The organism is Bacteroides parvus (assembly GCF_017309675.2).
Taxonomy (GTDB): Bacteria; Bacteroidota; Bacteroidia; order Bacteroidales; family Bacteroidaceae; genus Bacteroides; species Bacteroides uniformis.
The window spans coordinates 280,802-295,442 of sequence record NZ_CP084680.1 but is presented as its reverse complement, the minus strand read 5'-3'; the positions used below and the strand labels follow the sequence as shown (position 1 = coordinate 295,442).

Annotated in this window: 12 protein-coding genes; 9 read left to right on the top strand and 3 right to left on the bottom strand. The window is 44.9% G+C overall.

Annotated features, from left to right (window positions below; all coding sequences use genetic code 11):
- Positions 1–44: 44 nt before the first annotated feature.
- Together era and der are read left to right on the top strand one after the other, a co-directional pair.
- A complete protein-coding gene (gene era / locus JXR92_RS01200; protein ID WP_117600764.1) occupies positions 45–926 on the top strand; it encodes a GTPase Era in 882 nt (293 codons plus the stop codon).
- Positions 927–975: 49 nt separating this feature from the next.
- On the top strand, positions 976–2,289 hold the full coding sequence (der, locus tag JXR92_RS01195; RefSeq protein ID WP_117600765.1) for a ribosome biogenesis GTPase Der: 1,314 nt from the start codon (positions 976–978) through the stop codon (positions 2,287–2,289).
- A gap of 115 nt (positions 2,290–2,404) precedes the next feature.
- On the opposite strand, the gene JXR92_RS01190 is transcribed toward der, so the two are convergent.
- Both JXR92_RS01190 and JXR92_RS01185 read right to left on the bottom strand, forming a co-directional pair.
- Positions 2,405–3,175, bottom strand: coding sequence for an ABC transporter ATP-binding protein (locus JXR92_RS01190; protein ID WP_005829539.1), 771 nt, complete (start codon positions 3,173–3,175; stop codon positions 2,405–2,407).
- The gene (locus JXR92_RS01185) at positions 3,172–3,915 is read right to left on the bottom strand and encodes an MlaE family ABC transporter permease (RefSeq protein ID WP_117600766.1); all 744 of its coding nucleotides are present in this window, start codon (positions 3,913–3,915) and stop codon (positions 3,172–3,174) included. Before JXR92_RS01185 ends, JXR92_RS01190 begins: the two co-directional genes overlap by 4 nt.
- Before the next feature lie 182 nt (positions 3,916–4,097).
- Between JXR92_RS01185 and lptB the strand changes: the two genes are divergently transcribed.
- Positions 4,098–4,838 (top strand): LPS export ABC transporter ATP-binding protein, encoded by a 741-nt coding sequence (lptB, locus tag JXR92_RS01180; RefSeq protein WP_034523256.1) that lies wholly within the window; start codon positions 4,098–4,100, stop codon positions 4,836–4,838.
- Positions 4,839–4,917: 79 nt separating this feature from the next.
- Here the strand turns inward: lptB and JXR92_RS01175 are convergent, their stop codons facing one another.
- The gene (locus tag JXR92_RS01175; protein WP_117600767.1) at positions 4,918–5,166 is read right to left on the bottom strand and encodes an RNA recognition motif domain-containing protein; all 249 of its coding nucleotides are present in this window, start codon (positions 5,164–5,166) and stop codon (positions 4,918–4,920) included.
- Positions 5,167–5,640: 474 nt separating this feature from the next.
- On the opposite strand from JXR92_RS01175, the gene tig reads away from it, so the two are divergent.
- From tig to JXR92_RS01145, 6 genes are all read left to right on the top strand, one after another.
- Positions 5,641–6,996: a trigger factor gene (gene tig / locus JXR92_RS01170; RefSeq protein ID WP_117600768.1), complete on the top strand. Its 1,356-nt coding sequence runs from the start codon at positions 5,641–5,643 to the stop codon at positions 6,994–6,996.
- Positions 6,997–7,128: 132 nt separating this feature from the next.
- Positions 7,129–7,791 (top strand): ATP-dependent Clp endopeptidase proteolytic subunit ClpP, encoded by a 663-nt coding sequence (gene clpP, locus JXR92_RS01165; RefSeq protein ID WP_117600769.1) that lies wholly within the window; start codon positions 7,129–7,131, stop codon positions 7,789–7,791.
- A gap of 1 nt (position 7,792) precedes the next feature.
- A complete protein-coding gene (gene clpX / locus JXR92_RS01160; RefSeq protein ID WP_117600770.1) occupies positions 7,793–9,037 on the top strand; it encodes an ATP-dependent Clp protease ATP-binding subunit ClpX in 1,245 nt (414 codons plus the stop codon).
- A gap of 174 nt (positions 9,038–9,211) precedes the next feature.
- A complete protein-coding gene (gene recQ / locus JXR92_RS01155; protein ID WP_117600771.1) occupies positions 9,212–11,395 on the top strand; it encodes a DNA helicase RecQ in 2,184 nt (727 codons plus the stop codon).
- 102 nt (positions 11,396–11,497) lie between these two features.
- The gene (guaB, locus tag JXR92_RS01150; RefSeq protein WP_117600772.1) at positions 11,498–12,973 is read left to right on the top strand and encodes an IMP dehydrogenase; all 1,476 of its coding nucleotides are present in this window, start codon (positions 11,498–11,500) and stop codon (positions 12,971–12,973) included.
- Between the two features lie 89 nt (positions 12,974–13,062).
- Positions 13,063–14,625 carry a peptidylprolyl isomerase gene (locus JXR92_RS01145; RefSeq protein ID WP_138344870.1) on the top strand — a complete coding sequence of 521 codons (1,563 nt, stop codon included), beginning with the start codon at positions 13,063–13,065 and terminating at the stop codon, positions 14,623–14,625.
- Positions 14,626–14,641: the final 16 nt, after the last annotated feature.

Here is a 14,641-nt window from a genome sequence, read left to right as displayed (position 1 = left end):
CTCGATTCGATGCGTTTTTTTGTCTCAATTCAAATACTGAAGTCATGCACAAAGCAGGTTTTGTAAATATCGTAGGAAATCCGAATGTAGGCAAGTCCACATTGATGAATGTTTTGGTAGGTGAGCGTATTTCTATCGCCACTTTCAAGGCGCAGACCACCCGTCATCGGATTATGGGCATCTATAATACGGATGACATGCAAATTGTGTTTTCGGACACTCCGGGTGTATTGAAGCCAAACTATAAGTTGCAGGAGTCCATGCTGAATTTCTCCACTTCGGCATTGGCGGATGCGGATGTGTTGCTGTATGTGACGGATGTGGTTGAGACTCCCGACAAGCATAATGATTTTGTGGAGAAAGTAGGACAGTTGGACGTTCCGGTATTGCTGCTTATCAATAAGATTGATTTAACCAACCAGGAAAAGCTGGTGGAACTGGTGGAAGCGTGGAAGGAATTGCTGCCGAAGGCAGAAATTATTCCTATCTCTGCTACTTCGAAATTTAATGTGGATTATGTCATGAAGCGGGTGAAGGAGCTGTTACCCGACTCTCCTCCCTATTTCGACAAGGACCAGTGGACGGACAAGCCGGCGCGTTTCTTCGTGACCGAAATAATCCGTGAGAAAATTCTGTTGTACTATGATAAGGAAATCCCTTATTCGGTGGAGGTGATGGTAGAACAGTTTAAGGAGGAGGCAAAGAAAATTCATATCAGTGCCGTAATCTATGTGGAGCGTGATTCGCAAAAAGGTATTATCATAGGCAAGCAAGGAAAGGCTTTGAAGAAAGTGGCTACTGAAGCGCGCCGTGATTTGGAGAGGTTTTTCGGGAAAACGATATTCCTGGAGACGTTTGTGAAAGTTGATAAGGATTGGCGGAGTTCGGACAAAGAACTGCGTAATTTTGGTTATCAGTTGGATTAAGAGTTATTCATACGACTGTGACAGTCGCAAAAAACAAAGAGAGTGAGCTATGGGAAATTTAGTTGCAATCGTAGGACGTCCCAATGTGGGAAAGTCTACATTATTTAACCGCCTGACCAAGACACGTCAGGCAATTGTGAATGAGGAAGCGGGAACCACCCGTGACCGCCAATATGGAAAGACCGAATGGTTGGGACGTGAGTTCTCAGTGGTAGATACTGGCGGTTGGGTAGTGAACTCTGATGATATTTTCGAAGAAGAGATTCGTAAGCAGGTATTGATGGCGGTGGACGAAGCCGACGTGATTCTGTTTGTGGTGGATGTGATGAACGGAGTTACGGACCTCGACGAGCAGGTGGCTGCCATCTTGCGTCGTGCCAAGAAGCCTGTGCTGCTGGTTGCCAATAAGACCGATAATCATGAATTACAATATAATGCCCCTGAGTTTTATAGCCTGGGTTTGGGTGATCCTTACTGTATTTCTGCTGTAACGGGTAGCGGTACGGGCGATATGATGGACCTTATCGTCAGCAAGTTCAAAAAGGAATCTGATGAAATTCTGGACGAGGATATTCCCCGCTTTGCAGTAGTGGGACGCCCGAATGCCGGAAAGTCTTCCATAGTCAATGCCTTTATTGGAGAAGACCGCAACATCGTGACGGAGATTGCCGGTACCACGCGCGATTCTATCTATACCCGCTACAATAAATTCGGTTTTGATTTCTACCTGGTAGATACGGCGGGTATCCGTAAGAAGAACAAGGTGAATGAGGATTTGGAGTACTACTCTGTAATCCGTTCCATTCGTTCCATTGAGAATGCAGATGTATGTATTTTGATGGTAGACGCTACGCGTGGCATCGAAAGCCAGGATTTGAATATCTTCTCTTTGATTCAGAAGAATGCCAAGGGGCTAGTGGTTGTGGTAAACAAGTGGGACTTGGTGCAGGACAAGACTGTGAAGGTGATGAAGACTTTCGAAGATGCTATCCGCAACCGTTTCGCTCCGTTTGTGGATTTCCCTATCATCTTTGCTTCGGCACTGACCAAACAGCGTATTCTGAAGGTATTGGAGGAGGCGCGTGATGTGTACGAAAATCGTATGACGCGTATTCCGACAGCTCGTTTGAACGAGGAAATGCTGCCGCTTATTGAGGCGTATCCACCCCCTTCAATTAAGGGTAAGTATATCAAGATAAAATATATTACGCAGTTGCCCAATACCCAGGTGCCGTCATTTGTTTATTTTGCAAATCTTCCACAATATGTGAAAGAGCCTTACAGACGATTCTTGGAAAATAAGATGCGTGAGAAATGGAAGTTGACCGGAACTCCGATAAATATCTATATCCGGCAGAAGTAAAATATATCGTGATGATATAAGTCGATTCTATTAACTGGTTTTATGAAGAGAAAGCGTTCGGAATATAGTTTCCGGACGCTTTCTTATGTAATAGGTTAGAAAATGAGGTGCAGTTTTATCCTTCAAGGTTCTGTATCTCCACTTCTTTGACTTTCCGGAATAGGTCGGATGCAAATATGAAACTGTTCAACCGCTCGTTGGTGGAAGTGAAGATGTCGTCTTTATTGCCTTCCCATTCTTTGTGTCCTTCGTAAATATAGATAATTTTTTCTCCGATGCCCATTACAGAGTTCATGTCATGAGTGTTGATGAGAGTAGTCATATTGTATTCCCGGGTTATATCTTGTATCAGTTCGTCGATGACAAGCGAGGTCTTGGGGTCAAGTCCTGAATTAGGTTCGTCACAGAACAAGTATTGCGGATTTAGGGCAATGGCACGGGCAATGGCTACGCGCTTCTGCATACCGCCGCTGATTTCTCCGGGAAATTTGTCTTTGGCTTCAATCAGGTTTACACGTTCCAGGCAGAACATGGCACGACGAGTCCGGTCGCGCAGGGTATCGTTGCTGAACATGTTCAGTGGAAACATTACATTGTCCAGTACCGTCATGGAATCAAACAGCGCGGCACTTTGGAAAATCATTCCCATTTCCCGGCGGAGCGCTTTCTTTTCCTTCTTTCCCATGGCGAGGAAGTTGCGGTGGTCATACAACAGTTCTCCTTTGTCTGGTGTCAGCAGACCCACGATACATTTCATGAGTACGGTTTTTCCCGAACCGCTCTGCCCTATAATCAGGTTGGTCTTTCCATTCTCGAAAGTGGCATTGATATCTTTCAGTACCTCTTTTTCTTCAAATGATTTGCAAAGTCCTTTCAGTTCAATCATCCCATTAAAAGTTGAGTTAATATTAGGTCGGCGAATAAGATAAGTACGCTGCTGCATACTACGGAGTCGGTGGACGCCTTACCCACTTCGATGGAACCGCCTTCGACGGTGTAACCGAAGAATGCCGATACACTGGCAATGATAAAGGCAAAGAACAGCGACTTGATGATGCCGCACCAAATAAACCATTCGACAAACATGTACTGCAAGCCGTATTCTAAATCTACTGCCGACATGATGCCGCCGAACCAGCAAGTACAGAAGGCACCTATGATACCAGCGAATATACTGAACGTCACCATCAGTGGAATGGTTGTCACCATAGCAGCAATTTTCGGTAGGATAAGGTAGTTTGCAGAATTGACACCCATAATTTCAAGGGCGTCTATCTGCTGGGTGACCCGCATGGTGCCCAGCTCCGAGGCGATGTTTGATCCGACCTTTCCTGCCAGAATCAGACACATGATGGAGGAAGAGAATTCCAGCAGCATGATTTCACGGGTTACATATCCCACTGTCCAACGGGGCATGAAGGGACTCTCAATGTTCAACTTTATCTGTATGGTGATTACAGCTCCGATGAAGAAGGATATCAGCAATACGATGCCGATAGAGTTCACGCCGAGCTGTTCCAACTCGTTGACATATTGGCGGAAAAACATACGCATACGTTCGGGACGGGCAAATACGCGCCCCATTAGTATGATATATTGTCCCACTGTCTTAAGTGCTTTAAACATAACATATAAGTATTTGAATGCAAATGTACACTATTTCGGCTTATTTTTGCTACATTTGCGGCGAAAACCTTTAGAGTATGGAAGAAGAAAAAGGCATAAAGGACAATGTAGAGGAAGTTAAGGAAAATCTGCAGGTCGGACTAGGCTTGACTGCCGGGGCAGAGCCACGGGAGGAAGGTAGCATGGTGCTGCGTACAGAGGATTTGGTGAAAAAGTACGGAAAGCGTACGGTAGTGAGCCATGTGTCTATTGATGTGAAGCAAGGGGAGATTGTTGGTTTGTTGGGACCGAATGGCGCCGGTAAGACAACTTCGTTTTATATGACCGTAGGGCTGATAACTCCCAATGAGGGACGTATCTTCTTGAATGATTTGGATATAACGAAATATCCGGTATACAAGCGTGCACAGACGGGTATCGGTTATCTGGCGCAGGAGGCTTCCGTATTCCGTCAAATGAGTGTGGAAGACAATATTGCATCTGTACTGGAAATGACCGACAAGCCTTTGGAGTATCAGAAAGACAAGCTGGAGAGCCTGATTGCAGAGTTCCGCTTGCAGAAGGTAAGGAAGAACAAGGGTAACCAGTTGTCAGGTGGCGAGCGGCGCCGTACAGAAATTGCCCGTTGTCTGGCCATTGACCCCAAATTTATTATGTTGGACGAGCCTTTTGCCGGTGTAGACCCGATTGCAGTGGAGGATATTCAGCAGATTGTGTGGAAGTTGAAGGATAGGAATATCGGCATTTTGATTACTGACCACAATGTGCAGGAGACGCTGAGTATTACCGATCGTGCTTATCTGTTGTTTGAAGGAAAGATTCTGTTCCAGGGTACGCCCGAAGAGCTGGCCGAGAATAAGATTGTGCGTGAAAAGTATCTGAGTAACAGTTTCGTGCTTCGTCGCAAGGATTTTATGAAGTGATCCGAATACTGCCATTGATAGAAATAAAAAAAGACCACTCATTCAGTGGTCTTTTTCATTTCTCCTTAAATCTCTATGATTAATATTTTGGAGGTCTTGCTTCTTTCACTACCATCTGGCGGCCGAAGAATTCAGCACCGTCTAGTTCGGCAATAGCTTTAGCTGCAGCAGCGTCATCTTCCATTTCTACAAAAGCGATGCCTCTGAAACGTCCGGTGGTGCGGTCATTGATAAATTTTACAGAAGATACTGTGCCGTAATCTTCCATTGCCTTCTGCAGGTCATTCTCCTTAACGCGGTAGTTAAGGTTTCCAACATAAATGTTCATAATGAAAATGATAAAATAAATATAATGAATAAAACTCTCTTGGAAGGAAGGCTGAATAATAAATGGATTACAACGACAGAGAGTTTACAAAAGCGTTCTTGAAAACGGAAGTAAAAACCATGTAATGGAAATCGAAAAACTAATGCGCCATCATTCCGCGACAAAGAAACGCATAAAATTCGGATAAACAATGTTTTTCTTTAATTATTTTTGTGGATTGTCGTGTCTTCGGGCAACTCTCGTTTCTCCTCATAGAAACCGGACGATTCGGTTTATCATCGTCTTTTCCTCGAGTATCTTTCCAGTAAACTTCCTCTGTTGTCAGCCCGATTGTTGGGCTCTTCTACCGCTCTATCCAAGAATTAAACTGAAATAAATCGGCAATGTTCTTTTGATAATTGAAAGAATAACGCTAATTTTGCACGCTCATTTGAGATATGGAACAAAGTATAAATCAAATAAATAATTGTCAGAATGAACGTTTCATTACAAAACATTGACAAAGTAAGCGCACTGCTTACTGTAAAGCTTGAGAAAGCAGATTATCAGGAAAAAGTAGACAAATCGTTGAAGAGCTTCCGTCAGAAGGCACAGATTCCCGGTTTCCGTAAGGGAATGGTTCCTATGAGCCTGGTTAAGAAAATGTATGGTAAGTCTGCATTGGCCGAAGAGGTGAACAAACTGCTTTCAGAAACAGTATATAAGTATATCCAGGACAATAAGGTAAATATATTGGGCGAGCCTTTGCCCAACGAAGACAAGCAGCAGGAAATAGATTTCGATACTATGGAAGAGTTCGAATTCCTGTTTGATATTGCTTTGGCTCCGGAATTTAAAGCAGAAGTCAGTGCAAAAGATAAGGTAGATTACTATACTATTGAGGTTACAGACGAGATGGTGGATAACCAGGTCAAGGCTTATACTCAACGTAACGGCAAGTATGACAAGGTAGACGTTTACGAGGACAATGACATGCTGAAAGGTTTGCTTGCTGAACTGGATGAAGAAGGTAATACCAAAGAGGGTGGCATTCAGGTGGAAGGCGCTGTAATGATGCCTTCGTACATGAAGAATGATGAACAGAAAGCTATTTTTGCTGGTGCAAAAGTGAATGATGTGCTTGTATTCAACCCGAATACTGCTTGGGACGGAAATGTTGCCGAATTGTCTTCTTTATTGAAGATTGACAAGGAAGCTGCTCCCGAAGTGAAATCCAATTTCAGCTTCCAGGTAGAAGAAATCACACGCTTCGTTCCGGGTGACTTGACTCAGGAAATTTTCGATCAGGTATTTGGCGAAGGCAATGTGAAAACGGAAGAGGAATTCCGTGCCAAAGTGAAGGAAGTTATTGCTAACCAGTTCGTGGCAGACAGTGACTATAAGTTCTTGATTGACGCACGTAAGATGCTGACTGAGAAAGTAGGCAAGTTGGAATTCCCGGATGCATTACTGAAGCGCATTATGCGTCTGAACAATCCTGACAAGGAAGAAAGCTTTGTAGAGGACAACTATGACAAGAGCATCGAAGAGCTGACTTGGCACCTGATTAAAGAACAGCTGGTGAAAGCCAATGATATCAAGGTTGAGCAGGAAGATATCACAAACATGGCTAAGGAAGCTACTCGCGCACAGTTTGCACAATATGGTATGATGAGTGTACCTGAAGAAATCCTGGAGAATTACTCAAAGGAAATGCTTAAGAAGAAAGAGAGTGTAGAAGGCTTGGTTAATCGTGTGGTTGAATCTAAATTGGCTACAGCATTGAAGTCTCAGGTGGAACTGGAGCACAAGAATGTTTCTGCTGAAGAGTTCAATAAGATGTTTGCGTAAGAGCAATGTGAGCCTACGGCTAAAATTTATAAAGAAACACAGAGTTTGACAAACTATAACTCTGTGTTTTTTTGTGTCTCTGTGTTCTTTTTTGTTTCTTTGTATCCTTATAAATTAAAAAAATAGAAAGAAATGGATGATTTTAGAAAATACGCTACCAAGCATCTTGGTATGAACAGTTTGGTACTGGACGATGTGATTAAATCACAAGCCAGCTATTTAAATCCCTATATCCTCGAGGAACGCCAGCTCAATGTAACACAGTTGGACGTGTTTTCCCGTCTGATGATGGACCGCATCATCTTCCTCGGTACGCAGGTTGATGACTATACGGCCAATACTTTGCAGGCTCAGTTGCTTTATCTGGATTCGGTGGATCCGGGCAAGGATATTTCCATCTATATCAATTCGCCGGGCGGTTCAGTATATGCCGGTCTGGGTATTTATGATACCATGCAGTTCATCAGCAGTGATGTGGCTACTATCTGTACAGGTATGGCTGCAAGTATGGCAGCCGTACTGCTGGTTGCCGGTGCTGAAGGCAAACGCTCCGCATTGACCCACTCCCGGGTGATGATACACCAGCCGATGGGAGGTGCCCAGGGGCAGGCTTCGGATATTGAAATCACGGCACGTGAGATCCAAAAGCTGAAGAAAGAACTTTATACTATTATCGCTGACCACTCCCACACTCCCTTTGACAAGGTATGGGCGGATTCTGACCGTGACTACTGGATGACAGCCCAGGAAGCCAAAGAATATGGTATGGTAGATGAGGTTTTGATTAAAAAATAATATGGCAGATTCAAGAAAAAATAAAAATAGATGTAGCTTTTGCGGCCGCACAGAAGATGAAGTCGGATTTCTCATAACGGGGATGAATGGCTATATCTGCGACAGTTGCGCCACCCAGGCTTATGAAATTACTCAAGAGGCTTTGGGGGCTGGCAAGAAGGCAAGTGCCACGAAGCTGAATCTGAAAGAACTTCCTAAACCCGTAGAAATAAAGAAGTTCCTCGACCAATATGTCATTGGTCAGGACGATGCCAAGCGTTTCTTGTCTGTGTCGGTGTATAACCATTACAAACGCCTGCTCCAGAAGGACGGCGGTGATGATGTGGAGATTGAAAAATCGAACATCATCATGGTAGGCAGTACTGGTACGGGAAAGACGTTATTGGCGCGTACTATCGCCAAGTTGCTGCGTGTTCCTTTTACTATTGTAGATGCAACAGTTCTGACAGAGGCAGGTTATGTAGGCGAGGACATTGAAAGCATTTTGACGCGTCTGCTCCAGGTGGCGGATTATAACGTACCCGAGGCAGAGCAAGGCATTGTGTTTATTGATGAGATAGACAAAATAGCACGCAAGGGTGATAATCCTTCCATAACGCGTGATGTGAGTGGTGAAGGCGTGCAGCAGGGATTGCTGAAATTGCTGGAAGGTTCTGTGGTGAATGTTCCTCCCCAGGGTGGGCGCAAACATCCCGACCAGAAAATGATTCCGGTCAATACCAAGAATATTCTGTTCATTTGCGGTGGGGCTTTTGATGGCATTGAAAAGAAGATTGCCCAGCGGCTGAATACACATGTTGTCGGGTATAGTGCTGTACGCAATACGGCAACCATTGATAAGAGCAACATGATGCAGTACATTGCTCCGCAGGATTTGAAGTCGTTCGGACTGATTCCCGAGATTATCGGCCGCCTTCCGGTGCTGACTTATCTGAATCCGTTAGACCGTGCGGCATTGCGCTCCATTCTTACGGAACCGAAGAATTCCATCATCAAGCAATACATCAAACTGTTTGAGATGGACAATGTGAAGCTGACTTTTGAAGATGCTGTATTTGAATATATCGTGGATAAAGCAGTAGAATATAAGTTGGGGGCCCGCGGCTTGCGTTCCATTGTGGAGACAATTATGATGGATGCCATGTTCGAAATTCCGTCAGAACAGAAGGGGCATTTTGTTGTGACGTTGGACTACGCCAAGCGCCAGCTTGAAAAGGCAAATATGGCACGACTGCAAAGTGCTTAAGAATCAGATGGTAATACGGGGTAAAACCGACTATTTTGCTTTTTATTGAAAAATATTCGATGGATTATGCTTGAAATTTAAGAAGTTGTTTATAACTTTGTTAGGGTGCTTTGTGAAAACATGGCGGAGTACCACTATTAAAAGTTAACTCAATAAACAACAACCTAATGAATCATGGCAGGGAAGAAGATTAATTTGACAGACCAGCTGAAGAAATACTTCGGGTTCGATACATTTAAAGGAAATCAGGAAGCAATCATAGAGAATCTGTTGGCGGGTAATGATACATTCGTGTTGATGCCTACCGGTGGTGGAAAATCTTTGTGCTACCAACTGCCGTCCTTGTTGATGGAGGGCACGGGTATCGTGATTTCTCCTCTGATTGCCTTGATGAAGAATCAGGTCGATGCGATGCGTAACTTCAGCGAAGAGGATGGGATAGCCCACTTCATCAATTCTTCCCTAAACAAGAGTGCGATAGACCAGGTTCGGTCTGACATACTCAGTGGTAAGACAAAGCTGTTGTATGTGGCTCCGGAATCACTGACGAAGGAAGAGAATGTGGAGTTTCTGAAAACGGTGAAGATTTCGTTCTATGCCGTGGACGAAGCCCATTGTATCTCTGAATGGGGCCATGACTTCCGTCCTGAGTATCGCCGTATCCGTCCCATTATCAATGAAATAGGAAAAGCCCCTCTGATAGCGTTGACTGCGACGGCCACACCGAAAGTGCAACATGACATCCAGAAGAATCTGGGTATGGTGGATGCGCAGGTGTTCAAGTCATCGTTCAACCGCCCGAATCTTTATTATGAGGTACGTCCCAAGACTGCAAATGTAGACCGGGACATCATCAAGTTCATTAAGAACAATCCCGAAAAGTCAGGCATTATCTATTGCCTGAGTCGGAAGAAAGTGGAGGAACTTGCTGAAATCCTGCAGGCAAACGGAATCAATGCCCGTGCCTATCATGCTGGAATGGATTCGGCTACACGAACACAGAACCAGGATGATTTCCTGATGGAAAAAATTGATGTGATTGTAGCTACCATTGCTTTTGGTATGGGGATTGACAAACCGGATGTGCGCTATGTCATCCATTATGATATACCCAAAAGTCTGGAAGGATATTATCAGGAGACCGGACGTGCCGGAAGAGATGGAGGAGAAGGGCAGTGTATTACTTTCTATACCAATAAAGACTTGCAGAAGCTCGAGAAGTTTATGCAAGGCAAACCTGTAGCAGAGCAGGAAATTGGCAAGCAGCTTCTGCTGGAGACTGCTGCGTATGCCGAATCTTCCGTATGCCGCCGAAAGGCGTTGCTTCATTACTTCGGCGAAGAATATATGGAAGAAAATTGTGGTAATTGTGACAACTGTTTAAATCCGAAAAAACAAGTGGAAGCTCAAGAATTATTGTGTACCGTGATTGAAGCTGTTCTCGCGGTGAAAGAAAATTTTAAAGCGGACTATATTATAGACATAATACAAGGTAAGGAAACTTCAGAAGTGCAGGCGCATCTGCACGAAGATCTCGAAGTATTCGGCTCTGGCATGGGCGAAGAAGACAAAACGTGGAATGCTGTGATCCGTCAGGCGCTTATTGCCGGCTATCTGAGTAAGGATGTCGAAAACTATGGCTTGCTGAAAGTGACGGATGACGGTAGGAAGTTCCTTAAACATCCTAAATCATTCAAGATAGTGGAAGACAATGACTTTGAGGATGTGGAAGAAGAAGCACCTGCACGTGGAGGCGGTGCGTGTGCGGTAGACCCGGCATTGTACTCCATGTTGAAGGACTTACGAAAGAAGTTGTCCAAGAAGTTGGAAGTGCCTCCTTATGTTATTTTCCAGGATCCGTCTTTGGAAGCAATGGCGACCATATATCCGGTGACTTTGGACGAGTTGCAGAACATACCGGGTGTAGGAGCCGGAAAGGCAAAACGCTACGGCGAGGAATTCTGCAAACTCATTAAGCGTCACTGTGAAGAGAATGAGATTGAACGTCCTGAGGACTTGCGTGTGCGTACTGTAGCTAATAAGTCAAAAATGAAGGTGGCCATCATTCAGGCTATTGACCGTAAGGTGGCGTTGGATGACATTGCCATGTCAAAGGGTATTGAGTTTGAAGAGTTACTGGATGAGATAGAAGCTATCGTTTACTCCGGAACGAAATTGAATATTGACTATTTCTTGGAGGATATTATGGATGAAGACCACTTGCTGGATATCTATGATTATTTCAAGGAATCTACCACTGATAAGATTGACGATGCTCTGGATGAATTGGGTGATGACTTTACGGAAGAAGAGGTACGTTTGGTACGCATCAAGTTTATTTCAGAGATGGCAAATTGATTGGCTTTAGTTGATAAAAAAGAAAAAAATGTTGCGTGCAAGTATACGGAATGGAATAAAAACCGTATATTTGCACGCAATAAATTTTAAACGCATAGCCCTATGTCATTTATTGCTGATAAGATTGTAATGGATGGATTAACTTATGACGACGTACTGTTAATCCCCGCTTATTCTGAAGTCTTGCCCAAAACTGTCGAACTCTCGACTAAGTTTTCACGAAACATTGAGTTAAAAATCCCGTTTGTAACTGCTGCCATGGATACGGTTACCGAAGCGAAGATGGCTATTGCCATTGCCCGTGAAGGTGGTATCGGAGTTATTCATAAGAATATGTCCATTGAGGAGCAGGCACGTCAGGTAGCTATTGTGAAGCGTGCCGAAAACGGTATGATTTATGACCCGGTAACTATCAAGAGAGGTTCTACGGTGGCTGATGCGCTGGCTTTGATGGCTGAATACAAGATTGGTGGTATTCCGGTGGTAGATGATGAAAGATATTTGGTAGGTATTGTTACCAATCGTGACCTTCGTTTTGAGAAAGATATGAATAAGCGTATCGACGAGGTGATGACCAAGGAGAACATCATTACTACCAATCCTACGACGGATATGGAGGCTGTTTCTCAAATTCTGCAAGAACATAGAATCGAGAAGTTGCCGGTAGTGGATAAAGACAACAAATTGGTAGGTCTGATTACCTATAAGGATATTACCAAGGCAAAGGATAAACCTATGGCGTGCAAGGATAGCAAAGGTCGTCTGCGCGTTGCTGCCGGAGTGGGAGTGACGAATGACACTTTGGAGCGCATGCGGGCTTTGGTGGATGCAGGGGCGGATGCCATTGTCATTGATACGGCTCACGGACATTCTAAAGGGGTTATTGAAAAATTGAAAGAGGCCAAAGAACATTTCCCTCATATTGACATTGTTGTTGGTAATATTGCTACCGGTGAAGCTGCGAAGGCATTGGTCGAGGCTGGTGCTGATGGAGTAAAGGTGGGCATCGGTCCGGGTTCCATCTGTACTACCCGTGTAGTTGCCGGTGTGGGTGTTCCCCAGTTGTCTGCCGTTTATGATGTGGCAAAGGCACTGAAGGGCACGGGTATTCCTTTGATTGCTGATGGCGGTTTGCGTTATTCGGGCGACGTAGTGAAGGCGTTGGCTGCCGGTGGTTACAGCGTGATGATCGGTTCGCTGGTTGCCGGAACGGAAGAGTCTCCGGGCGATACGATTATTTTCAACGGTCGTAAGTTCAAGTCTTATCGGGGTATGGGATCGCTGGAAGCTATGGAAAATGGTTCCAAGGACCGCTACTTCCAAAGCGGTACCAGTGATGTGAAGAAATTGGTTCCGGAGGGCATTGCCGCCCGCGTTCCTTATAAAGGCACTTTGTATGAGGTGATTTATCAGTTGGTTGGCGGTCTGCGTGCCGGTATGGGATATTGCGGTGCAGCCAATATAGAGAAACTGCACGATGCCAAGTTTACCCGCATTACTAATGCAGGTGTACTCGAAAGTCATCCGCACGATGTATCTATAACCAGTGAGGCTCCGAACTATAGCCGTCCTGAGTAAGATAATAACAAAATAATAGTGAATGCCCGGAGAGAGATTGCCGCTTTCCGGGCATTTTGTTTATATTTGCAGCCGTATAAAAAGAACGGATGGTGCTTATGGTTAGATTGCTTTGGGTGTTTGTCTTCCTTGGGTTCGGATTGGCTGTTTCAGCTCAGGACGATCCGGTATTGATGCGTATCAATGGAAAGGAGGTCCTCCGTTCTGAATTCGAACGTAGCTATAATAAGGACGGTACCTCTGTCGGTGCAGGTCGGAAGGCATTGGATGTATATGTGAATAAGTTTATAGACTTCAGGCTGAAAATAGAGGCTGCCGAAGTTGCGGGATTGGATACTTCCTGTGTCTTTCAGAAGGAGCAGGATGAATATCGCCGTTGTCTGATTAAATCATACCTGACAGATGAGAAGACGGCAGAGCAGGCGGCACGGCAGTACTATGACAAGATGAAATCCGACCGGCGTGCAGGTCGGGTATATGTGAAGCATATTTTTAAATATCTCCCCCAGAATATTTCCGGTCATACCTTGCGTGAGGTGGAGTTTAGGATGGATTCTATCTATAGGGCTCTTGCAAAGGAAGGGGAAAGTACGCCGTCTTTCGATGCTTGCGTCGAGCAATTTTCCGATGAGAAGAAAGCGTTTTGGGTGGGTTGGCTGCAGATGCCGGCGGAGTTTGAGGATATTGTATTCGGGTTGAATGCCGGAGAGATTTCTCGTCCGTTCCTCACTCCTCAGGGCATTCATATCGTGAAAGTACTCGAACAGCAGGAAATCCTTCCTTTTGAGAGGATGAAGGACAAAATCATCCGTTGTCAAACCCGTCGTCATGGAATGGATAAAGGAACGCGGGCTTTTGTGGAGAAACTGAAGAAAGAGTATCACTATATGCCGGATAAAGCCGGTATCGACGAACTGCTGGCTAAAGGAAGCACTTCCCGTACATTGTTTACATTGGATGGCAAGGCATACGGTGGAAAAGAATTTGTCGGATTTGCCGCTGCTTATCCGGCAGGGATGCGCAGACAGTTGGAGGCTTTTACAGTAAAAACGATTCTGGACTATGAAAACTCCCGTCTGGAATGGAAGCATCCCGAATTTTGTGCGTTGGTGCAGGGGCATCGTGACAGCATGTTGCTTGCCGAAATCACTGACCGTGAAGTGGGAAAGAGGAGTGTGGTGGATGAAGCGGGATTGAAAGCATATTTTGAGGCGCACCGTTCGGACTTCCATTGGGACGAACCGCGTTATAGGGGTATTGTGCTGCATTGTACTACCAAGCGAGTGGCGAAGCAAGTACGGAAATTTCTGAAACTGATTCCGGAAGAGGAGTGGATGGATGCCATCCGTCTCACTTTCAATGCCGGCGATACTCCCAAGGTGCAGGCAGAGCAAGGATTATTTGCCCCCGGTGATAATGCATATGTGGATGATTTGGTGTTTAAAAGGAAGGATGCGACTCCGGTTTTGTCATTTCCCTTTACTGCTGTACAAGGTCGTAAGCAGAAGGGACCGGACAGTTGGCAAGAGGTGCGAGAGCCGCTCGTAACCGCTTATCGGAACTATTTGGAAACGCATTGGGTGGCAAAGTTGCGTGCTGCCGGTAAGGTTGAAATTGACCAAGAGGTTTTAAAAACCGTTAATAATCACTGATGCAACCGATTAAAAC

Excerpts from the sequence above, each read along its gene's own strand:
- era (WP_117600764.1), top strand. The coding sequence starts at position 45 with ATGCACAAAGCAGGTTTTGTAAATATCGTAGGAAATCCGAATGTAGGC.
- der (WP_117600765.1), top strand. The coding sequence starts at position 976 with ATGGGAAATTTAGTTGCAATCGTAGGACGTCCCAATGTGGGAAAGTCT.
- JXR92_RS01190 (WP_005829539.1), bottom strand. The coding sequence starts at position 3,175 with ATGATTGAACTGAAAGGACTTTGCAAATCATTTGAAGAAAAAGAGGTA.
- JXR92_RS01185 (WP_117600766.1), bottom strand. The coding sequence starts at position 3,915 with ATGTTTAAAGCACTTAAGACAGTGGGACAATATATCATACTAATGGGG.
- lptB (WP_034523256.1), top strand. The coding sequence starts at position 4,098 with ATGGTGCTGCGTACAGAGGATTTGGTGAAAAAGTACGGAAAGCGTACG.
- JXR92_RS01175 (WP_117600767.1), bottom strand. The coding sequence starts at position 5,166 with ATGAACATTTATGTTGGAAACCTTAACTACCGCGTTAAGGAGAATGAC.
- tig (WP_117600768.1), top strand. The coding sequence starts at position 5,641 with ATGAACGTTTCATTACAAAACATTGACAAAGTAAGCGCACTGCTTACT.
- clpP (WP_117600769.1), top strand. The coding sequence starts at position 7,129 with ATGGATGATTTTAGAAAATACGCTACCAAGCATCTTGGTATGAACAGT.
- clpX (WP_117600770.1), top strand. The coding sequence starts at position 7,793 with ATGGCAGATTCAAGAAAAAATAAAAATAGATGTAGCTTTTGCGGCCGC.
- recQ (WP_117600771.1), top strand. The coding sequence starts at position 9,212 with ATGGCAGGGAAGAAGATTAATTTGACAGACCAGCTGAAGAAATACTTC.
- guaB (WP_117600772.1), top strand. The coding sequence starts at position 11,498 with ATGTCATTTATTGCTGATAAGATTGTAATGGATGGATTAACTTATGAC.
- JXR92_RS01145 (WP_138344870.1), top strand. The coding sequence starts at position 13,063 with ATGGTGCTTATGGTTAGATTGCTTTGGGTGTTTGTCTTCCTTGGGTTC.